General features: G+C 76.8%; 19 protein-coding genes. 6 read left to right on the forward strand and 13 right to left on the reverse strand.

Annotated elements, in window-relative coordinates; all coding sequences use genetic code 11:
* Nucleotides 1-116: 116 nt before the first annotated feature.
* Nucleotides 117-2,372 carry a sodium-translocating pyrophosphatase gene (locus tag BLW63_RS09345; protein WP_091154191.1) on the reverse strand — a complete coding sequence of 752 codons (2,256 nt, stop codon included), beginning with the start codon at nucleotides 2,370-2,372 and terminating at the stop codon, nucleotides 117-119.
* A 199-nt stretch (nucleotides 2,373-2,571) separates the two neighbouring features.
* Between BLW63_RS09345 and BLW63_RS09350 the strand changes: the two genes are divergently transcribed.
* A complete protein-coding gene (locus tag BLW63_RS09350; protein WP_244522463.1) occupies nucleotides 2,572-5,055 on the forward strand; it encodes a DEAD/DEAH box helicase in 2,484 nt (827 codons plus the stop codon).
* 199 nt (nucleotides 5,056-5,254) lie between these two features.
* Here BLW63_RS09350 and BLW63_RS09355 read toward each other — a convergent pair whose 3' ends face one another.
* The 8 genes from BLW63_RS09355 to ssd form a co-directional block, all read right to left on the reverse strand.
* Nucleotides 5,255-5,941 carry a cyclase family protein gene (locus BLW63_RS09355; RefSeq protein WP_091154195.1) on the reverse strand — a complete coding sequence of 229 codons (687 nt, stop codon included), beginning with the start codon at nucleotides 5,939-5,941 and terminating at the stop codon, nucleotides 5,255-5,257.
* 248 nt (nucleotides 5,942-6,189) lie between these two features.
* Nucleotides 6,190-6,558, reverse strand: a complete 369-nt coding sequence (locus BLW63_RS09360; RefSeq protein WP_091154199.1) for an Rv3654c family TadE-like protein — start codon at nucleotides 6,556-6,558, stop codon at nucleotides 6,190-6,192.
* Nucleotides 6,555-6,935: a TadE family type IV pilus minor pilin gene (locus BLW63_RS09365; protein ID WP_244522464.1), complete on the reverse strand. Its 381-nt coding sequence runs from the start codon at nucleotides 6,933-6,935 to the stop codon at nucleotides 6,555-6,557. The genes BLW63_RS09360 and BLW63_RS09365 overlap by 4 nt, the downstream gene beginning before the upstream one ends.
* A complete protein-coding gene (locus BLW63_RS09370) occupies nucleotides 6,935-7,201 on the reverse strand; it encodes a DUF4244 domain-containing protein (RefSeq protein ID WP_091154202.1) in 267 nt (88 codons plus the stop codon). The genes BLW63_RS09365 and BLW63_RS09370 overlap by 1 nt, the downstream gene beginning before the upstream one ends.
* Before the next feature lie 136 nt (nucleotides 7,202-7,337).
* Nucleotides 7,338-8,096, reverse strand: coding sequence for a type II secretion system F family protein (locus BLW63_RS09375; protein WP_091154205.1), 759 nt, complete (start codon nucleotides 8,094-8,096; stop codon nucleotides 7,338-7,340).
* On the reverse strand, nucleotides 8,093-8,878 hold the full coding sequence (locus BLW63_RS09380) for a type II secretion system F family protein (RefSeq protein WP_091154208.1): 786 nt from the start codon (nucleotides 8,876-8,878) through the stop codon (nucleotides 8,093-8,095). The genes BLW63_RS09375 and BLW63_RS09380 overlap by 4 nt, the downstream gene beginning before the upstream one ends.
* A complete protein-coding gene (locus BLW63_RS09385) occupies nucleotides 8,875-10,014 on the reverse strand; it encodes a TadA family conjugal transfer-associated ATPase (protein WP_091154212.1) in 1,140 nt (379 codons plus the stop codon). Before BLW63_RS09385 ends, BLW63_RS09380 begins: the two co-directional genes overlap by 4 nt.
* Nucleotides 10,015-10,075: 61 nt before the next feature.
* Nucleotides 10,076-11,173 carry a septum site-determining protein Ssd gene (gene ssd / locus BLW63_RS09390; protein WP_091154216.1) on the reverse strand — a complete coding sequence of 366 codons (1,098 nt, stop codon included), beginning with the start codon at nucleotides 11,171-11,173 and terminating at the stop codon, nucleotides 10,076-10,078.
* Nucleotides 11,174-11,300: 127 nt separating this feature from the next.
* Between ssd and BLW63_RS09395 the strand changes: the two genes are divergently transcribed.
* The gene (locus BLW63_RS09395) at nucleotides 11,301-12,143 is read left to right on the forward strand and encodes an HAD family hydrolase (RefSeq protein WP_091154219.1); all 843 of its coding nucleotides are present in this window, start codon (nucleotides 11,301-11,303) and stop codon (nucleotides 12,141-12,143) included.
* A 148-nt stretch (nucleotides 12,144-12,291) separates the two neighbouring features.
* On the opposite strand, the gene BLW63_RS09400 is transcribed toward BLW63_RS09395, so the two are convergent.
* Both BLW63_RS09400 and BLW63_RS09405 read right to left on the reverse strand, forming a co-directional pair.
* Nucleotides 12,292-13,260: an aldo/keto reductase gene (locus tag BLW63_RS09400; RefSeq protein ID WP_091154223.1), complete on the reverse strand. Its 969-nt coding sequence runs from the start codon at nucleotides 13,258-13,260 to the stop codon at nucleotides 12,292-12,294.
* 21 nt (nucleotides 13,261-13,281) lie between these two features.
* Nucleotides 13,282-14,070 carry a Fic family protein gene (locus tag BLW63_RS09405; RefSeq protein WP_091154860.1) on the reverse strand — a complete coding sequence of 263 codons (789 nt, stop codon included), beginning with the start codon at nucleotides 14,068-14,070 and terminating at the stop codon, nucleotides 13,282-13,284.
* Between the two features lie 73 nt (nucleotides 14,071-14,143).
* Here BLW63_RS09405 and BLW63_RS09410 point away from each other — a divergent pair, with 73 nt between their 5' ends.
* From BLW63_RS09410 to BLW63_RS09420, 3 genes are read left to right on the forward strand one after another with little or no spacing between them, the layout of a single operon-like run.
* A complete protein-coding gene (locus tag BLW63_RS09410) occupies nucleotides 14,144-14,695 on the forward strand; it encodes a histidine phosphatase family protein (RefSeq protein WP_091154227.1) in 552 nt (183 codons plus the stop codon).
* Between the two features lie 22 nt (nucleotides 14,696-14,717).
* Nucleotides 14,718-15,239, forward strand: coding sequence for a bifunctional adenosylcobinamide kinase/adenosylcobinamide-phosphate guanylyltransferase (gene cobU / locus BLW63_RS09415; RefSeq protein WP_091154230.1), 522 nt, complete (start codon nucleotides 14,718-14,720; stop codon nucleotides 15,237-15,239).
* The gene (locus BLW63_RS09420; RefSeq protein WP_091154233.1) at nucleotides 15,236-15,976 is read left to right on the forward strand and encodes an adenosylcobinamide-GDP ribazoletransferase; all 741 of its coding nucleotides are present in this window, start codon (nucleotides 15,236-15,238) and stop codon (nucleotides 15,974-15,976) included. Before cobU ends, BLW63_RS09420 begins: the two co-directional genes overlap by 4 nt.
* 73 nt (nucleotides 15,977-16,049) lie before the next feature.
* Here the strand turns inward: BLW63_RS09420 and BLW63_RS09425 are convergent, their stop codons facing one another.
* Complete coding sequence (locus tag BLW63_RS09425) at nucleotides 16,050-16,271, reverse strand: hypothetical protein (RefSeq protein WP_091154236.1); 222 nt, start codon at nucleotides 16,269-16,271, stop codon at nucleotides 16,050-16,052.
* Nucleotides 16,272-16,316: 45 nt separating this feature from the next.
* Nucleotides 16,317-19,919 (reverse strand): cobaltochelatase subunit CobN, encoded by a 3,603-nt coding sequence (gene cobN / locus BLW63_RS09430; protein WP_091154863.1) that lies wholly within the window; start codon nucleotides 19,917-19,919, stop codon nucleotides 16,317-16,319.
* A 138-nt stretch (nucleotides 19,920-20,057) separates the two neighbouring features.
* Here cobN and BLW63_RS09435 point away from each other — a divergent pair, with 138 nt between their 5' ends.
* Entirely contained in the window at nucleotides 20,058-20,840 is a 783-nt protein-coding gene (locus BLW63_RS09435) for a PIG-L deacetylase family protein (RefSeq protein ID WP_091154240.1), read from the forward strand.
* The last annotated feature ends 5 nt before the right edge of the window (nucleotides 20,841-20,845 follow it).

Here is a 20,845-nt window from a genome sequence, read left to right on the forward strand (position 1 = left end):
CTAGGCCGATCCGGTGCCGTCGCCCGGGTGCCCGTCCACAGCGACGGTCGACGTCCACAGACCGGGCACGGACGCGCCAGGCGGCGCGCCCGTGCCCGAGGGTGCGGTGCGTGCGGTCAGGGGACGCTGGTGGTCAGCGAGGTCGGGGCGTCGGCGGAGGCACCGCCGACCACGACCGACCGGCGCTTGGAGACGACGACGGCGCCGACGATCACCAGGGCCGCGACCACCGCGATCGCGATGCGGACGGCCGTGTTCTGGTCCTCGCCCACCGACAGCCCGACCACGGCCGGCGCGATGAGCAGGGCCACCAGGTTCATCACCTTGATCAGCGGGTTGATCGCGGGGCCCGCGGTGTCCTTGAACGGGTCGCCGACGGTGTCGCCGATGACCGTGGCGGCGTGCGCCTCGCTGCCCTTCCCGCCGTAGGCGCCGTCCTCGACCATCTTCTTGGCGTTGTCCCAGGCGCCGCCGGAGTTGGCGAGGAAGACGGCCATGAGGGTGCCGGCCGCGATGGCCCCGACCAGGTAAGCCGCCAGGGGGCCGACGCCGAGCCCGAAGCCGACCGCCACGGGGGCGAGGACGGCGAGCAGGCCGGGGGTGGCCAGCTCGCGCAGCGAGTCCTTGGTGCAGATGTCGACGACCGCGCCGTAGTCCGGCCGCTCGGTGCGGTCCATGATCCCGGGGTGGGTGCGGAACTGCTCCCGCACCTCGAACACCACTCGCCCGGCCGCCCGGGAGACGGCGCTGATCGCCAGACCCGAGAAGAAGAAGACGACCGACGCGCCGAGCACCGCGCCCACGACGTTGCTCGGGTCCACCAGGCTGAACGCCTCGCCCAGGTCCGCGCCGTCGACTGCCGCGCGCACCTGCTCGTTGTAGGAACCGAACAGCGCCGTCGCCGCGAGGACGGCGGTGGCGATCGCGATCCCCTTGGTGATGGCCTTGGTCGTGTTGCCCACCGCGTCGAGGTCCGTGAGCACGCGCGCGCCCTCCTCGTCGATGTCGCCGGACATCTCGGCGATCCCCTGCGCGTTGTCGCTGACCGGGCCGAAGGTGTCCATCGAGACGATGACGCCGGCCGTCGTCAGCAGGCCGCAACCGGCGAGCGCGACCGCGTAGAGCGCGGCACCGCCGCCGATCAGGAAGGCCCCGTAGACCGCCCCGCCGATGAGCAGGGCCGCGTACACCGCCGACTCGAGCCCCAGCGAGATGCCGGAGAGGATCACCGTCGCGGGGCCGGTCAGCGAGCTGCGCCCGACGTCCTGGACCGGCTTGCGGCTGGTCTCGGTGAAGTAGCCGGTGAGCTGCTGGATGGCAGCGGCGAGCACGATGCCGACCAGGACCGCCACGAAGCCGAGCACCTGCGGGCTCACCACGCTGTCGGGGACGTCGGCCACGTCGGGCAGCACGGTGAAGGAGGCGGCCGCGACGAGGACGAGGGAGACGACCGCGGAGGTGAAGAAGCCCCGGTTGATCGGCGCCAGACCGCTCGCGTCGTTCTTGCTCGGGTTGCTGGCCAGGATGCCGACGACCGAGGCGATCACCCCGATGGCGGCGACCACGAGGGGGAAGACCATGCCGACGGCGCCGAAGAAGACCTGGCCGAGGATGAGCGCGGCGACGAGGGTGACCGCGTAGGACTCGAACAGGTCGGCGGCCATGCCCGCGCAGTCACCGACGTTGTCGCCCACGTTGTCGGCGATGGTGGCCGCGTTGCGCGGGTCGTCCTCGGGGATGCCGGCCTCGACCTTGCCGACGAGGTCGGCGCCGACGTCGGCGGCCTTGGTGAAGATGCCGCCGCCGACGCGCATGAACATCGCCAGCAGCGCCCCGCCGAAGCCGAAGCCCTCGAGCACGACCGGGGCGGTCTCGTCGAACAGCAGCAGTGCGAGGGCCGCGCCGAACAGGCCGAGGCCCACGGTGATCATCCCGCAGACGCCGCCGGTGCGGTACGCGATGCGGAAGGCCGGCCGGTAGCCGCCCGTGCGCGCGGCCGCGGCCACGCGCACGTTGCCGCGGGTGGCCAGGGTCATGCCGATGAAGCCGACGAGGGCCGAGAACAGCGCGCCGACCAGGAAGAACAACGCCCGGCCGATGCGGGTCCCCCAACCGCCGTCGTGCACCGGCAGCACCAGCAGGAGCAGGAAGACGATGACCGCGAAGACGCCGAGGGTCTTGAACTGTCTGCGCAGGTACGCCGCGGCACCCTCCTGCACCGCCTGCGCGATCTCGCGCATCGTCGGAGTGCCCTGGTCGGCCGCCATGACGGCGCGGACCAGGTAGGCCGCGAAGGCGAGAGCGGCGAGCGAGACGGCGAGGACGATCGTGACCAGCACGATGTCCCCGCCGGAGAGTGCACTGTCCGGCATGTGTTCCTCCCACTGGTGGGCTGCCGCCGCGGCACACTCGACCCGGTCGGCGGAGGCACGTGTCCAGCACGCACGGGTCCGCGCGGCTGGTGCCGCCGGAGTGTAAGGGAGGTCACACCCAGTACCGGTAGTCCCGGATCCGGCACCGATCCGCGCTCGCGCACGGCGCGAGGTCGTCGGCAGGTGTGACAGTTGTGGGGTGACCACGCTCCACCCGGTCCGGTCGGCTCCCCCTCCCGGCACGGACCCTCTTCCCCGGGGTGGCTCGCCCTCCTCCGCCGGCACGCCACTGCCGGGGGCCGACCTGCTGGACGCCGTCCTCTCCGGGACACCGGAGGAGGAGCAGCCGGTCACCCACGTGCACCGGGTGCCGGTGCGGGACAGCCGCACCTTGCCCTGGCCGGCCTGGGTCAGCCCGGAGCTGCGGGCGCGGCTCGAGGCCCAGGGCGTGTCGGCACCGTGGCGGCACCAGGTCGAGGCCGCCCAGCTGGCCCGCGACGGCTCGCACGTCGTGGTGGCCACCGGGACGGCGTCGGGCAAGTCGCTGGCCTACCAGGTGCCGGCGCTCACCCGGCTCGCCGAGGACCCCCGTGCCTGCGTGCTGTACCTCGCGCCCACCAAGGCCCTCGCACGCGACCAGCTGACGTCGGTGGCCGGGCTGGCCGACCCCTCGGTGCGCCCCGCCGCGTACGACGGCGACACCCCCATGGAGGAGCGGGAGTGGGTCCGGCGGCACTCGCGCTGGATCGTCACCAACCCCGACATGCTGCACCGCGGCGTGCTGCCCGCCCACCAGAGGTGGTCGAGCACGCTGCGCCGGCTGGCCTACGTCGTCGTCGACGAGTGCCACGCCTACCGCGGGGTCTTCGGCTCGCACGTGGGCCACGTGCTGCGCCGGCTGCGGCGGATCTGCCGCCGCTACGGCGCCGAGCCGGTGTTCCTGCTGGCCTCGGCGACGGTGGCCGAGCCGGCCGCGGCGGCCACCCGCCTGGTCGGCGCTGCGGTCGTCGCCGTGACCGAGGACGGCTCGCCGCGGCCCGGCGCGACCTTCGCGCTGTGGGAACCGCCGCTGACCGAGCGCACCGGCGAGCACGGCGCCCCGCTGCGCCGCTCGGCGGCCGCGGACGCCGCCACCCTGCTGGCCGACCTGGTCGAGCGTGGCGCCCGCACGCTGGCGTTCGTGCGGTCGCGCCGCAGCGCCGAGTCGGTCGCCGAGCAGGCCCGGCACGTGCTGCGCGACCGCGGCCGCGCCGACCTCGCCCGCCGGGTCGACTCCTACCGCGGCGGCTACCTGCCCGAGGAGCGCCGGGAGCTGGAGCGGGCGCTGTCGACCGGCACGCTGCTCGGGGTGGCCACCACCAACGCCCTCGAACTGGGCATCGACATCGCCGGCCTCGATGCCGTCGTGCTCGCCGGCTACCCCGGCACCCTCGCGTCGCTGTGGCAGCAGGCCGGCCGGGCGGGGCGGGCCCAGCGGGAGTCCCTGGTCGTCTTCGTCGCCCGCGACGACCCGCTCGACCACTACCTGGCCCACCACCCCCGCGCGGTGTTCGGCCGGCCGGTCGAGGCCACCGTCACCGACCCCACCAACCCCTACGTGCTGGGTCCGCAGCTGTGCTGCGCGGCCGCGGAGCTCCCCCTGGTGCCCGAGGACCTGGCCGACTTCGGCGGCCCGGCGGCCGAGGCACGGGTCGAGGAGCTGGTCGCCGAGGGAGCGCTGCGCCGTCGCCCCACCGGTTGGTACTGGGCCGGGCGGGGCCGGCCGGACGTCGACATCCGCGGCAGCGGCCTGGCACCGGTGACGATCATCGAGGGCGACACCGGCCGGCTGCTGGGCACCGTGGACGGCGACGCCGCCCACGCCACCGTCCACACCGGAGCGGTCTACGTGCACCGCGGCGAGACCTACGTCGTCGACGAGTTCGACGTGGACGAGGCCGTCGCGGTGGTCCACCCGGAGAGCCCCGAGTGGACGACGGTGGCCCGCGACGTCACCGACCTCGCGATCGTCGCTCTCGACCGGTCCCGGTCGCTGGGCACGGTCACGGCCCACACCGGCGTCGTCGACGTGACGAACCAGGTGGTGGCCTACCAGCGCCGCCGGCTGGGCACGGGCGAGGTGCTCGCCGAGTTCCCGCTCGACCTGCCGGCCCGCCAGCTGCGCACCCGCGCGGTGTGGCTGACTCTCGACGAGCGGGCCGTCGGCCGGGCCGAGGTGGACGACGCCGAGCTGCCCGGCTCGCTGCACGCCGCCGAGCACGCCGCCATCGGCATCCTGCCGTTGCTGGCCACCTGCGACCGGTGGGACCTCGGTGGGGTCTCCACCGCCCTGCACCCCGACACCGGCGCGGCCACGATCGTCGTCTACGACGGGCACCCGGGCGGGGCGGGCTTCGCCGCGCGCGGGTTCGCCGAGCTGCGGCGCTGGCTGCAGGCGACCCGGGCGACGGTGGCCAGCTGCGAGTGCGAGAGCGGTTGCCCCTCCTGCGTGCAGTCGCCGAAGTGCGGTAACGGCAACGAGCCGCTGGACAAGGCCGGCGCGGTGCGGGTGCTCGACGTCGTCCTCGACGAGCTGGCCGCCGCCGAGGCGGCCGGTGAGAGTGCTGCCGACGAGACCGGCACCGAGGACGACGCCGGCGGACAGGAGGAGCCCGGACCGGTCGAGGACGACCTCGTGTTCTGACCTGGCCGACCGCGCCGCCCCGGGCGGTCGGCGGACCGGGACGCCGACCGCGTGACCCGACGTCGGCGGGTGCCCACGGCAGGTGACGTGGCCGTCGACCCCAGGGCTCCGACCGAGACCTTCGCCCGCGACCTCGGACCCGACGCCGTTCCGGTCGCTGTCCACCCTGGGCCGAGGCCGGCCGCTGCGACCCCGAGCCTCAGCGGCCGAGGCCGAACGCCACCGCGCGCACGGGGGCGCCGTCGGCACCGGCCAGTCGCAGCGGCAGGACGCTGACCACCGGGTCCACTTGCGGGACGGCACCCAGATTGCGCAGGTTCTCCACGATCACACCGCCCGCGCGGAGCACCGCGAGGTGGGCGGCGAACCCGTCCGCGGGCGTGCCGCCGATGACGGTCTCGTCGAGGCTCAGCGCGTCGAGCCCGACCGTGCGCACCCCGGCGGCCACCACCCGCGCAGCGGCGTCCCCGGTCAGGTACGGGTGCTCGCTGTAGGCGTCGGTCCCCCAGTGCTCGTCCCAGCCGGTCCGGAGCAGCAGGATCCGCCCGGGCGCGAGCAGGTGCGCGCACGGCTGCAGGTCCGCCCACTCGATCCGCCCGTGGGGCGGCCTGCCGCGGACGTCGGCGACGACGGCCGGCCCGAGGAAGTACTCGAGCGGGAGTTCGTCGATGCGCGCCCCGTCGTCGAGGACGTGGTACGGGGCGTCGACGTGGGTGCCGGTCTGGGACCCCATCCGCACATGCAGGACGTTGTAGCCGTCGGCCGCGACCGTGGCGGCCGGCGTGAACCGGGCGACCGGGTCGCCGGGGTAGACCGGGGTGTGGTCGTCCAGCGGGTGCGAGAGGTCGACCACCTCGCGGACGGGCTGTGCTGCGGAGCCGGTCACCTGGCCTCCTCGTCGGTCCGGTGGGCGGGTGGGGCCACAGGACCTCTGAGGTCCCGGTCGTCGACGGGGGAACCGCCCCTCCCGGTTGCCGGACCCCGACCTGCTGTCCGGCGTCGTCGCCTCCACCGGCGCCTTCGACGATTGCCCCCGGCGGTGGTCATGATGATCGACTGCTGGCTGCGCCGCGGGTCCTCCGCGCTCCCGGGGACGTCCACGTCGTCGAGCGGGGCCGGCAGGACGGCCACGGTTCAGGGCGGCACCGGGCCGGCGCGGGCGCGGGCGCCGGCCCGGCTGACGCCCAGCGGGCCGAGCCGCACGGGCACCGCCACGGCGACGTCCACCACCGTCGCGTCGCCGACCGTGCAGGCGGTCAGCCGGGCGCCGTTGGCGCCGGCCACCTCCCCGGCCACGGCACAGGCCCCGGGGGCGCCGCGGACGGCGTGCTCGGCGGCGGCCAGGGCCGCGAGGTCCGCGGCGGTGGTGGCCCGGTGCCGGCCCACCACCGCCGCCCCGAGCAGCACCGCCGCCACCCCGATGGCGGCCAGGACGCCGGCGAGGGCGACCACCCACACCGTGGCCGAGCCCCGCTCCCCCGCGACCCGGGACAGGACGGTCACCCCGCCTCCCCGGGCTCGCGCTGGGTCACCGCGGCGGCCGACACGGGCACCCGCAGCGGGACCGGGCCCAGCGGGTCCACCTCCGCGGTGACCGTGACGGTCACCGTCGCGCCGTCGACGGCGACCGTGACCGCCGCCCCCTCGGGTGCGGCCCGGCCGGCGAGCGCGGTCACCAGCCCGGCGTCCTCGCCCCGCGCGGCGGCCCGCGCCCCCTCGCGGGCGGCGTCGACGCAGCGCAGCTGCGCCCCCACGACGGTCACCGCGGCGACGGCACCGGCGAGCACGAGGAGCAGCACCGGCAGCACGACCGCCGTCTCGGCCGTCACCATGCCGGCCTCGCCACGGACCCCGGCGTGCCCGCGCCGCCGCCGCGCCATCAGGACAGGGTGGCCAGCGCGTCGGCGACCAGCGCGCTGAGCCCGTCGACGACCGACCCGCCTGTGACGACGCGGTAGAGCACGGCGGCGAAGGCGCAGGCCGCGACGGTGCCGACGGCGTACTCGGCGGTGCTCATGCCGGCCTCGCCGGCGGCCCGCACGCGGGCCCAGCGCGCTCGCAGGCCGCGGGGTGTCGGCCGCTCGGCCGGGGGCCCGTCCGCGGCGGGCGGCTCCTCGTCGAGGGCGGTGTCGCAGGGTCCGGTCACGGTGCCTCCTCGGGTTCGCAGCCCGTCTCCCGGGCCGTCGCTCCCGACCCTCGCCGGGTGCGCGGCCCGGGCACAGGTGCGGGGGAGATCTGTGGACGCCGCCGTCCGCTGTGGACGCAGGCCGGGGCCGGGGGCATCAGCCGAAGACGTCGGCGGCGATGCCGAGCACCAGCGGCACCACGCCCAGGCAGAGGAAGGCCGGCAGGAAGCAGGCGCCGAGCGGCGCGAGCACCCACACGCCCGCCCGGCGGACCGCGGCGTCGGCCCGGCTGCGCTCACCGGCGCGGACGTCGGCGGCCAGGGAGCGCAGCGCCGGCACGACGGTCGACCCCGACTCGCCGGCCCGCACCAGCACCCGGCCGGGGGCGGCCAGCCCCGGTGGCACGTCGGCCCACGCCCGCCGCGGCGCCGCGCCCAGCCGGTACAGGCCGGCCACCGTCGCGAGCTCGGGGCCGAGGGGACCGGGCAGCGCGGTGGCGACCGCGGCCAGCGCACCGCCCACCGGCAGCCCCGCCTCCAGGCAGACCGCGAGCAGGTCGCAGGCCACCGGGAGGTCCGCCTCGGGCGCCGGGCCGGCCCGCGAGCCCTCCCGACCGCCACGGCGCAGCAGCCGCTCCCCACCGACCACCACCAGGCCGGCGACCACCATCCCGGCCGTGCCACCGACCAGCACCCCTGCGGCCACCCCGGCCGCACCGGCCAGCAGCCACCGCCGGGTGCCGGCCGGCCCGGGTGCCGACTGGCCGGGTGCCGACTGGCCGGGTGCCGGCGGTCCGGGTGCGCGCGCCCCGCCGTCCCCGCCGGCCAGCCACCGGGCGCGGACGGCGACCGGCGAGCGGACCGGCCAGCAGAGCAGGGCGCCCACCGCCAGGAGTGCGACCGCGGCGGCGCTCACCGCGCGGCCCGGGACACGAGCCGGGCCGACCAGGCCAGTCCGGCGACCTCCAGGCCCACGCCCGCCACGAGCAGCACCTGGCCGGTCGGGGAGGTGGTCAGCACGTGCCAGGGGTCGGCGCCCACGCCTCCGCCCATGACCAGGCCGAGCACGGGGAGCCCCGCCAGCAGCGCCGCGCTGGCCCGCGATCCGGCGGTGGCCGAGCGCAGCTCCAGCCGCTGCCGGGACCGGGCGCGCAGGTCGTCCTCCACCGCGCCGACGACGGCGGCCAGCGAGCAGCCGGTGCGCGCGCTCAGCCGCGCGGCCGCCGCCACCCGTGCCAGTACCCGCCCCAGCTCCCCGTCGGCCCCTGGGCCGCCGTCCCCCGGAGAGCGCACCGCCCGCGCGAGCGCCCGGCCGCTGTCCACGTCGGCGCAGGCGGCGACGGCGGCGCGGGTGGCCTCCTCCAGCGAGCGACCACCGCGCAGCTCCGCGCCCAGGGCGGTCAGCGCCTCGACCAGCGCGGTCACCCGGGCCTCCTCCTGCAGGCCGACCCGCCGGCGCAGCTCGGCCCGGGCCCCCAGCGCCGCGCAGCCGCCGGCCAGGACCGCCACCAGCGGGGTGCTCAGCAGCACCGCGACACCGCCGGTGGCGGCCGCCGCGAGGGCCGGCAGCGGCACCCTGGCACCGAGGCGGGGGGCGGGGTCCGCCCGCGGGCTCAGCCACCGCCGGCGCTCGCGGCGGAGTGCCGCGCGGCCCGGCCACAGCAGCAGGGCGGCGGCGAGCAGCAGCCCGCTGCTCATCCGGGCCCCGCCGAGAGCAGGTCGGCCAGCCGTGCTGCGCCCGGGCAGGGACCACCGTCGGCCCGCCACCCGGGCTCCACGACGACGAGGTCCCCGGCGCGGCGGACCACGCCGATCTCCTCGACCCGCCGTCCCGACGGCGACCGGCGCAGGTGCACCACCACGGACAGGGCCGCGGCCGCCTGGCTGTGCACGGCCAGCCGGTCCAGGCCGGCTGCGACGCCGAGCGCCTCCAGCCGCGCGGGTACCTCGGCCGGCCGGTTGGCGTGCAGGGTGCTCACACCCCCGTCGTGCCCGGTGTTCAGCGCGGTCAGCAGATCCGTGACCTCGGCGCCGCGGACCTCGCCGACCACCAGCCGGTCGGGTCGCATCCGCAGCGCCTGCCGGACCAGGTCGCGCAGGGTCACCTCCCCGACGCCCTCGACGTTGGGCGGCCGGGTGGCCAGTCGGACGACGTGCGGGTGCGCCGGCACCAGCTCCGGGGCGTCCTCGCACAGCAGGAGCCGCTCACCCGGCGGGACGAGCCCGAGCAGCGCCGACAGCAGCGTCGTCTTGCCCGAGCCGGTGCCACCGGTGACGAGGAACGCCAGCCGCCGGGCGACCAGCGCCCGCACCAGCTCCCCGGACGCGCCAGGGAGGGCACCGCGCCCGGCGAGGTCGGCGAAGGACAGCGACGCCCGGCGGAGCACCCGCAGCGACAGGCAGGTGCCGCTGCCCGAGACCGGCGGCAGCACCGCGTGCAGCCGGGTGCCGTCGGGCAGGCCGGCGTCCACCCATGGCGCGGCGTCGTCGAGCCGCCGCCCCGCCGCGGCGGCGAGGCGGACGGCGAGGCGGCGCACCGCGTCCTCGTCCGGGAAGCGCACCAGCGTGAGCTCCAGCCCGCCGCCGCGGTCCACCCACACCTCGTCCGGGCCGTTGACCAGCACGTCGCTCACCCCCGGCTCCCGCAGCAGCGGCTCGAGCGGACCGGCCCCGGCCAGCTCGTCGACCGCGTCCCGCACCGCCCGCAGCACGTCGTCGTCGCCGAGCAGGCCGCCGGACTCCTCCCGGACCAGCGCGGCCACGGCGGCCCGCGTCGGCACCCCGGGCTCGAGGACGAGCCGCGCCCGGACCCGGTCGACCAGCGCCCCGCTCACGAGCTCTCCTCGCCGGCGCCCGTCGACCGGGCCCGCGGCGCCGCTGTGCTCAGGAGCTCGCTCACGCCGCCACCCCGTCCGCCCGGCCGAGCTGGACGAGCAGCCGGCGGGACAGCGCACCCAGCGGCGAGCAGGCGCCCACCTGCGGCGGCCGGCCCTGCTCGCCGCGGGACGGCGCGCTGCGGTCGGTGGCCAGCTCCGCCAGCACCGGGCGGCCGACCACGTCGGCGACGTCGTCGGAGGACAGCCCGCCGGGCACCGGCCGCAGCACCAGTTGCGCGACGGACCACGGCGCCGGCCGGCCGTCTCCGGCGGGCTCGACGAGCAGCCGGGCCGCCGACGCCGCCCGGAGCCGGGCCGGGACGAGGAGCACCGCGAGGTCGGCCTCGGCCAGCACGGCGGCGGTCGCCTCCGGGCCCGCGGTGCGCGGCAGGTCGACGACCACCGGCCAGCCGCCGGCCCGTGCCGCCTCGACGACCGCGGTGAGCGCCTCGGCGGGCACCTCCCCGGGTGCCGAGCGCGAGGCGGCGAGCACCGACACGCCGCCGACCTCCGGCAGCGCCGCCATGAGCGCGTCGCCGGCCACCCGCCCGCGCAGCCCGGCGAGGTCCGGCCAGCGCGCACCCTCGTCGCGCTCGGCGCCGAGGAGCAGGTCCAGGCCGCCGCCCCAGCCGTCGGTGTCGACCAGCAGGACACCGTCCCCGCCTGGCGCGGCGGTGAGGGCCAGCGCCGTCGCGAGGGTGCTCGCGCCGGCCCCACCGCAGCTCCCGCCGACCACGACCAGCCAGCCACGGTCGACCGGACGGCGCAGCGCCGAGGCCACCCGGGAGACCAGCCAGCCCTCGTCCGCGGGCAGCACCGCCACCCGCTCCGCGCCCTGCTCGACAGCGGCCGCCCAGACCGGCGCCGGGGGCTCCTCGGCCGCGACGACGACCACGCCGGGACGGCGGGGCAGCCCGCGCACCGGCGCGGACGCCAGGACGTCGGCGCCGAGGAGCACCAGGGGCGCCTCCCGGTGGGCGCGGCGCAGCGCCGGGCCGCCTGAGGCGACCTCCGGCTCGGCGCCGGCCGCCGCGAGCAGCCGCAGCAGGTCGTCGAGCAGGTCCTCGTCGGCACTGGCGACGAGTGGACGGGGTGGCGGGGACCGGAAGGCGGACACGGCGGCCAGCCCAGCGGCGGGGCGGGCGTGCCGCGAGGGACGGCCGGGATCTGTGGACGACCCGAAGGGGTGTGGACGGCGCAGTGGGACAGGTCACTGTCGTCGTGCTCTTTTACAGTCGTGAACCGTGACCCGCGCAGCGGCGTTCTTCGACCTGGACAAGACGGTCATCGCCAAGTCCAGCACCCTGGCCTTCGGCCGCCCGTTCTTCCAGGGCGGGCTCATCAACCGGCGCGCCGTCCTCAAGGGCGCCTACGCGCAACTGGTCTTCTCCCTCGCCGGTGCCGACGCTCAGCAGATGGAGCGCATGCGGGCGCAGATCACCCAGATGTGCACCGGGTGGGACGTCGCCACCGTCCACGAGATCGTGCGCGAGACGCTGCACGACATCGTCGAGCCGATGGTCTACGCCGAGGCCGCCGACCTGATCGAGGAGCACCGGGCGGCCGGCCGGGAGATCGTCATCGTCTCCAGCAGTGGGGCGGAGATGGTCGAGCCGATCGGCCAGCTGCTCGGCGTCGACCGCGTGGTGGCCACGCGCATGGTGACCGTCGACGGCCGCTACACCGGCGAGATTGACTTCTACGCCTACGGGGAGAACAAGGCTGTTGCCGTCCGGCAGGTCGCCGCCGAGAACGGCTACGACCTGGCCGACTGCTACGCCTACAGCGACTCGATCACCGACCTGCCGATGCTCGCTGCGGTCGGCCACCCCACGGCGGTCAACCCCGACCGGGCGCTGCGGAGGGCGGCGGCCGAGCACGGCTGGCCGGTGCTGGAGTTCACCTGGCCGGTGACCGTGCGCTCGCGGTTCCCGGTCCCGTCCGCGCCGGTGGTCACCGGTGCGGCGATGAGCGTGGGCGCCGCCGTGGTGGGCCTGACCTGGTACGCCCGCCGGCGTGCCCTCCGGGTGGTCGCCGACACCCCGCCCGCACCGGCGCCCGGCCGGTGGCGGCGCCGCGGCGCCTGAGAGGACCCGTCCTCCTCACCGTGGAAGGACCCCCGTCCTCCCCGCCCTTCGCAAGCTCAGGGCGGGACCCGGGACGGGGCTCGCGGCGAGCCTCGGGACGAGGCCGAAGACGGGGTCCCTGCTACGGCAATGGCGCCGTCCCAGCACCTCAGAGCGGCAGGCGCTCCCGGACTCGCTCCACGAGCGTGCGCACGGCGGACACCGGCCGGAACGCCCGGGCCGCCGCGGTCAACGCCGCCTGCTCGTCCGGCCGCAGCTCGATGTCGGCCGCCGCGGCGTTGGCCTCGACCTGGGCGACGCTGGAGGCGCCGGGGATCACGACGACCCGCGGCAGCGAGACCAGCCAGGCCAACGCGATCTGCGCGGGGGTGACGTCGTGGGCGGCGGCGACCTCCCGGAGGACGCCGAGCAGCGGCTCGACGCGGCGCAGGTTCTCGGTGCCGAAGAGCGGGTTGGCCGCGCGGACGCCACCGGGCCGGTTGTCGACGCCGTACCGCCCGCCGAGCAGGCCCTGGGCCAGCGGGCTGTAGGCCATGACCACCCGGCCCTCGCGCTCGGCGAAGGGCACCAGGTCGTCGAGCGCCGACGGCGCCGCGAGCGAGAAGTGCACCTGGTTGCTGACCACCGGCCTGCCGAGGGCGGCGTCGGCGGCCCGCCAGCGCTCCAGCGAGTAGTTGGAGACGCCGACGGCGCCGATGCGGCCGGCGTCGAGCAGCTCGCGCATGCCGGTCATGGTCACCGAGTCGGGCACCACCGGGTTGGGCTGGTGCACCTGGTAGAGCGGCACGCGGTCCAGCCCCAGCCGGCGGGCACTGCCGGCCAGCCGGCTGCGGACCACCGGCGGGAACGGGGCCACCGGGAAGAGCTTGCTGGCGACGACGACGTCCGCCCGCTCCTCGCCCAGCGCCTCCCCGAGGATCCGCTCGCTGCGGCCGAAGCCGTAGATCTCCGCGGTGTCGAACAGGGTGACGCCGAGCTCGCGGGCGCGCCGGACGATCGCCCTGGCCTCACCGGAGGCGTAGGCGTCTCCGTAGCCCCACTCGCGGGAGCCGAACTGCCAGGTGCCCAGGCCCACGCGGCTGACCGCACCGAGCCCGTCGACGTCGAGGTGTCGCACGGGCCCCAGTCTGCCCGCCCGTCAGCCGCGGAGCAGGGCCTCGGCGATCGCCAGCCCCTCCAGCGCGCCGTGCTCGGTGGCGCGGCAGCAGTGCACCAGCCACGCCGCGACCCCGTCGGGCTGCCCGGAGGCGTAGCCGGCCAGCACGCGGGCGTACTCCTCGCGACCGAGCTCGACGAAGCCGACCTCCGGCACCGACACCGCCTTGGGGTCCAGGCCGCGGGTGATGCCGGTCAGCCGGGCCGCGGCGCGCGCGACGACGCCGTCCGCGGTGCCGAAGGGGGCGACGGCCGCAAGCTCGCCGTGCACGACCGCGGTCAGGACGACGGCCGGCACCGCGCTCTCTCCGGTGACCAGCGAGAACAGCCCGCCGAGCCGGGGACCAGCGGGCGCGGCGGGACGGCCGAGGTCGGCACGGTCCGCGAGGTCCGCGGCGGCCAGCACGTGCAGCCGGGCGAGCACCTGGCCCGGCGCCCGGGTCCAGGTGTCCTGCACCGAGCCGAGGGCGACCGAGGCGCGCAGCGCGCCCTGCACGACCGGGTCGTCGACCTGCCCCGCCCGCAGGTCGGCCAACGGCACGTCGACCCCCTCCAGCGCGGCGGACGCCCGGGCTCCCCGCAGCGCCGACTCGGTGCTGACCTCGGCGGACCGGTTGCGCATCAGCCGGTGCCGCAGCAGCCGGTCGATCCCGGTGCGGGCGGCCTCGGCGGCGTCCCGCACGCCGGGCAGGTCGAGCAGCGGGGCGAGCGGGTCGGCAGCGGCCGGGCGGCCCGCCGGGCGGGCGGCGCCGGGACGCACGGGGATCGTCACGTCCCGACGGTACGAGGCGGACCGCGGGAACCAGCGGACCCCGGCCAGGGCCCTGACTAGGCTGCCTGCCACCATGGCCCGGCCCCTCACCCTCCTGCTCGTCCGCCACGGGCAGAGCGAGTGGAACGCCGCGGGCCTGATGCAGGGCCAGACGGCGCACGTGCCGCTGACCGAGCTCGGGCACGCGCAGGCGGCCGCGGCGGCGCGGGAGCTGGCGTCCCTGCGTCCCGGGGTGCTCGTATCCAGCGACCTGCGCCGCGCGGTGCAGACCGCCGAGCACTGCGCCCGCGCCACGGGTCTGCCGCTGACGACCACGCCGGCGCTGCGCGAGCAGGGCTACGGGGTGCTCGAGGGACGGCCCTCCTTGGAGCTGTGGGACGTCGTCGACTGGACCGACCCGCACTGGGCGGCGCAGGGCGGGGAGAGCCTGGCCGAGCTGCACGCCCGCGTCGGCGCGTACCTGAAGGCGCTGTCCGCCGACCCGCCGGGCGAGATGATCGCGCTGGTGACCCACGGCGACACGATCCGGGCCGCGCAGGCGGTCGCCGCCGGGCTGGGGCCGGACGCGATGCCCGCGGTGACCCCGCACAACGGCACCGTGACCGCGCTCGAGCTGGCGCTGTGAGTGCCGCGAGGGCGGCCGGGCGGTGAGCCGGGTCCTGGTGCTGGGCGGGTCTCGGTCGGGCAAGTCCGCGCACGCCGAGTCACTGGTCGCCGACGCCCGCGACGTCACCTACCTGGCCACCTCTCCCCCGTTCCCCGGGGACGCCGAGTGGGCCGAGCGGGTCGCCGCGCACCGGGCCCGGCGCCCCACGGGCTGGACGACGCTGGAGACGACCGCCCCCAGCGACCTGCTGCGCCGCGGCACGGTGCTGGTCGACAGCGTCACCACCTGGGTGGCCGCGCTGATGGACGAGACGGGTGTCTGGACCGACGAGGCCGGTGCGGCGGACCGCCTGGCCCGCCGCTGCGACGCGCTGGTCGAGGCCTGGACGATGACGCCCGCGCACGTGGTGGCGGTGTCCGACGAGGTGGGGCTGGGCGTGGTCCCCGAGACCCCCGCCGGGCGGCTGTTCCGCGACACCCTCGGCACGGTCAACCAGCGGCTGGCCGGCACCGCCGACGAGGTGTGGTTCGTGGTGGCCGGGCTGCCACAGCGCTTGCGATGAGGTGGACCGGCCCGCTGGAGTCCGCCGCCCTGCTCACCGTCCTGCGGGTGCCGGCGCGGGCGGCGGCGTCCACCCGCGGCGTGCTGCCGTGGGCGCCGCTGGTCGGTCTGGTGCTCGGCGCGCTCGCGGCCGGGGTCGGTGTCGCCGGCGCCCGCCTGGTCTCCCCGCTCACCGGAGCGGTGCTCGCCGTGGCGCTCCTGGCCGCGCTGACCCGGGGCCTGCACCTCGACGGCCTGGCCGACACCGCCGACGGCCTGGGCCCGCTGCGCGGTCGCGAGCGGGCGCTCGAGGTCATGCGCCAGGGGGACGTCGGCCCGTTCGGCGTGGTCGCGCTGCTGTTCACCGTGCTGCTGCAGGTCGCCGCCGCGGCCACCCTGCTCGAGGCCGACCGGGGCTGGGCCGCGCTCGTGGCCGCGCCGCTCGTGGCCCGGCTCGCGATGGCCCGCACCGGGCTGGCCGGCGTCCCGATGGCCGCGGGCTCCGCGCTCGGGCGGTCGGTGGCCGGCACGGTCTCGGCGACCTGGCTGGCCGGCTGGGTGTTCCTCACTGCGGCCGTGCTCACCGTCGCCGACCAGGCTCTGGTAGCCGGTGCCGCGGCCGGGCTGCTCGCGGCCGAGCTGCTCCTGCGCCGGGCGCGCGCCCGGCTGGGCGGCGTCACCGGCGACGTGATGGGGGCGATGGGCGAGACGGCGGCCGCGGTCACCCTGCTGGTGACCGCCGCCGCCCTCCCCTGGTGACGTTCTGGAACGGCCCCCTCGCAGGGCCCCGCGCCGAGCGGAGCGAGGCGTGGGGGGCGAGGGGGTCCTTGTTTCAGCGGCGGCGCAGCAGGCCGCCGAGCAGCCCACCGAGCCCGGAGGCCGCGGGGGTCGCGGGGCGCCCACGGCCCGCGCGGCCGGAGGTCGCCCGGCCGTAGCCGCGACCGGTCGACATCCGCCCGGTGGAACGGGGCATGCCCCGCCCGGTCCGCCCGCCGCGGGCCGCGGTGCGCGCAGTGTTCTCTGCCGTGCCCATCAGTCGTCCGAGGATGCTCATGTGTCGGGCCTACCCAGGACCCCGCCGGTCGATGCGCGGGGGAGATCAAGAACGGGTCGACGCCGGCGTCTCCCCGCCCTCCAAGTCGCCCTCGGTGTCGAGGTAGGCCCGCTGCAGCTCGGCGAGCAGCTCCGGGTCCGGCGCCGCCCACATCTGCCGGTCGACGGCCTCCAGCAGCCGCTCGGCGATGCCGTGCAGCGCCCACGGGTTGGACTGCTCGAGGAACGCGCGGTTCTCCGGGTCGAGCACGTAGGTCTGCGCGAGCTTCTCGTACATCCAGTCGGCGACCACGCCGGTCGTGGCGTCGTAGCCGAACAGGTAGTCGACGGTCGCGGCCAGCTCGAAGGCGCCCTTGTAGCCGTGCCGGCGCATCGCCTGCAGCCACTTCGGGTTGACCACCCGCGCGCGGAACACCCGGGCGGTCTCCTCGGTCAGCGAGCGGGTGCGCACCGACTCCGGCCGGGTCGAGTCACCGATGTAGGCCCGCGGCGCCGAGCCGGTCAGCGCGCGGACCGTGGCCACCATCCCGCCGTGGTACTGGAAGTAGTCGTCGGAGTCGGCGATGTCGTGCTCGCGGGTGTCGACGTTCTTCGCGGCCACCGCGATCCGCCGGTAGGCCGTCTCCATGTCCGGGCGGGCCTGCACGCCGTCCAGCCCGCGGCCGTAGGCGTAGCCGCCCCAGACGGCGTACACCTCGGCCAGGTCGGCGTCCCCGCGCCAGTCGCGTGAGTCGATGAGCGGCAGCAGCCCGGCCCCGTACGCGCCCGGCTTGGAGCCGAACACCCGGGTGGTGGCCCGGCGACGGTCGCCGTGCCCGGCGACGTCGGCGTCCACGTGGGCCTTCACGTGGTTCTCGTCGTCGGACTCCGAGGACAGCCCCGCGACCAGCGTCACGGCGTCGTCCAGCATGGTCACCACGTGCGGGAAGGCGTCCCGGAAGAAGCCGGAGATGCGCACGGTGACGTCGATCCGCGGACGGCCGAGCTCCTCGAGCGGGACCGGCTCCAGGCCGGTCACCCGCCGCGAGGCGTCGTCCCACACCGGGCGGACGCCGAGCAGCGCGAGCACCTCGCCGACGTCGTCCCCCGAGGTGCGCATCGCCGAGGTGCCCCACACCGACAGCCCGACCGAGGCCGGGTACTCCCCGGTGTCGGCGAGGTAGCGCTCGACGAGGGAGTCGGCCATCGCCTGCCCGGTCTCCCAGGCCAGCCGCGACGGGATGGCCCGCGGGTCGACCGAGTAGAAGTTGCGGCCGGTCGGCAGCACGTTGACCAGCCCGCGCAGCGGCGAGCCCGACGGCCCGGCGGGCACGTAACCGCCCTCGAGGGCGTGCAGCGTCGCGTCCAGCTCGTCGGTGGTGCGCTCCAGCCGGGGCACCACCTCGTCGACGGCGAACCGCAGCACGGCGGCCACCTGCTCGTCCTCGCGCCCGAGCACCCCGCGGACGACGGGCCCGACGGCGCCCCCGGTCCAGCCGGCCGCCTCCATGCCGGAGACGAGATCGGCGGCCTGCGCCTCGACGGCGTCGGTCGTGACGCGATCGGCCCCCTCCGGCAGGCCGAGCGCCTCGCGCAGCCCCGGCAGCGCCACCTGACCGCCCCAGATCTGGCGGGCGCGCAGCATCGCGAGCACCAGGTCGACCCGGTCCTGGCCGGACGGCGGCGTGCCGAGCACGTGCAGGCCGTCGCGGATCTGCGAGTCCTTGATCTCACAGAGCCACCCGTCGACGTGCAGGATCATCTCGTCGAAGTGGTCGTCCTTGGGCCGCTCGGCGAGCCCGAGGTCGTGGTCGAGCTTCGCCGCCTGCAGCAGCGTCCAGATCTGCGCCCGGACGGCGGGCAGCTTCGCCGGGTCCATCGCCGCGACGTTGGCGTGCTCGTCGAGCAGCTGCTCCAGCCGGGCGATGTCGCCGTAGGAGTCGGCGCGGGCCATCGGAGGCACCATGTGGTCGACCAGCGTGGCGTGCGCCCGGCGCTTGGCCTGCGAGCCCTCGCCCGGGTCGTTGACCAGGAACGGGTAGACCAGCGGCAGGTCGCCGAGGGCCGCGTCGGGCCCGCACGAGGCCGACAGCCCGACCGTCTTGCCCGGCAGCCACTCCAGGTTCCCGTGCTTGCCGACGTGGACCAGCGCGTGCGCGCCGAACACCGACCGCAGCCACCAGTAGGCGGCCAGGTAGTGGTGGGACGGCGGCAGGTCCGGGTCGTGGTAGATCGCGATCGGGTTCTCGCCGAAGCCGCGTGGCGGCTGCACCATCACGACGACGTTGCCCGCCCGCAGCGCGGCGAAGACGATGTCGTCCCCGTCCACGAACAGCGACCCCGGCGGCTGCCCCCAGTGCCGGACCATCGCCTCGCGCAGGTCCGCGGGCAGGGTGCCGAAGAAGCGCCGGTACTCCGCGGCCGGGATGCGCACCGGGTTGCCCGACAGCTGCTCCTCGGTCAGCCAGTTCTCGTCCTGCCCGCCGGCGGCGATGAGGGCGTGCACGAGGGCGTCGCCGTCGAGGTCGGCAACGCCGGGCAGCGCGTCGGCGCCGTCGAACGGGCCGACGTCGTAGCCGGCGCCGTGCATGGCGGCCAGCAGCCGGACGACGGACGCCGGGGTGTCCAGCCCGACGGCGTTGCCGATGCGGGCGTGCTTGGTCGGGTAGGCGCTCAGCATCACCACGATCCGGCGGTCCTGGGGCGGCACGGACCGCAGCCGGGCGTGCGCCACCGCCGTTCCCGCCACCCGCGCCGCCCGCTCGGGGTCGGCGACGTAGTGCGTCAGGCCCTCGGAGTCGGTCTCCTTGAAGGAGAACGGCACGCTGATGAGCCGGCCGTCGAACTCCGGGATCGCGACCTGGTTGCCGACGTCGAGCGGGGAGAGCCCGTCGTCGTCGGCCAGCCACTCCTCGCGGGCGCGGGTCAGGCACAGCCCCTGGACGACCGGGACGTCGAGCGCGGCCAGCTGGCCGACGTCCCACGCGCCGTCGTCCCCGCCGGCCTGCGCGGTGGCCGGCCGCGAGCCGCCGGCGGCGAGCACGGTGACCACCAGGGCGTCGGCGGTGCGCAGCACGTCGAGCAGCTCGTCGGAGACGCTGCGCAGCGACGAGGTGTACAGCGGCAGCGCGGAGCCGCCGGCGTCCTCGATCGCGCCGCACAGCGCCTCGACGAAGGCGGTGTTCCCGGCCAGGTGGTGCGCCCGGTAGTAGAGGACGGCGACCCGCGGGCCGCTCCCCCGGCTCACCCGCTCCAGCACGCCCCAGTCCGGCGCGACGACCGGCGGCTCGAAGCCCTCGCCGGTGAGCAGCACGGTGTCGGACAGGAAGCGGTGCAGCTGCACCAGGTTGTCCGGGCCGCCCTGCGCCAGGTAGCCGTGCGCCTCGGTCGCGACCCCCATCGGGACCGTCGACAGCTCCATCAGCTCGGCGTCGGGCAGCGCCTCCCCGCCGAGGACGACGACCGGCGCCGGCCCGGCCAGCAGCGGCGCGAGCAGCTCCTCGTACTGCCGCCGCACACCGAGGATGCGGACGACGACGAGGTCCGTGCCGTCGGCGAGCGCGGCGATCCCGGCGTCGTCCAGGCGGGCGGGGTTGCCCAGCCGCCAGGCAGCGCCGCTGGCGCGGGCGGAGAGCAGGTCGGTGTCGCTGGTGGACAGCAGCGTGAACACCGACGGCACGCTACCGGGAGGACCTGGGGCCTCGCGGCGAGGACCCGGCCGGATCCGGCGGGTGGCGACGCCCCGGGGAGCCGGGGTCGCGCGAGGGGTGACCGCGGCCGGCCGGGGTCGCGGCCCTAGCGTCCGGCCATGGGCCCTCCCCCGGTGCCGCCGTTCCCCGACGGCGCGTTCTCGCGGGTGCTGTGCGTCGTCGCCCACCCCGACGACGTCGAGTACGGCACCTCCTCGGCCGTCGCCGCCTGGACCGCCCAGGGCATCGACGTGGCGTACCTGCTGCTCACCCGCGGCGAGGCCGGCATGGACGCGCTGCGCCCGGAGGAGACCGCCCGGCTGCGGACGGCCGAGCAGCTGGCCGCCGGCGAGGCGGTCGGCGTGCGCGACATCCGCTTCCTCGACCACCCGGACGGCGTCCTCGAGTACGGCCTGGGCCTGCGCCGGGACATCACGCGCGTGATCCGCGAGCTCCGCCCCGACGCCCTGCTCGTCGGCTCGTGGGCCGTCGAGTTCGTCGCCGGGCTCAACCAGGCCGACCACCGGGTCGCCGGCCTGGCCGCCGTCGACGCGCTGCGCGACGCCGGGAACCGCTGGGTCTTCCGCGAGCTGCTCGACGAGGGGCTGGAGCCCTGGACGGTGCGCTGGCTGCTGGTCGGCGGCGACGACCGCCCGACCCACGGCGTGGACGTGACCGGCGAGGCCCTGGAGCGGGGCATCGCCTCGCTGGAGGCGCACGGGCAGTACCTGGCCGGGATCCCCGGGCACCCGCCCCCGCGGCCCATGATCACCGGGATCACGGCGCTGCAGGGGCGGGCGATGGGGGTCGGGCACGGGGTGCTGTTCCGCGCCTTCGACTTCGCGGCCCCGCCGCCGATCGCGCTGGAGGCGATGCGGGCCGCGGCCGAGTCCGTCGGCTGAGCCCG

The sequence above is a fragment of the Geodermatophilus africanus genome (assembly GCF_900107105.1).
Classification (GTDB): domain Bacteria; phylum Actinomycetota; class Actinomycetes; order Mycobacteriales; family Geodermatophilaceae; genus Geodermatophilus; species Geodermatophilus africanus.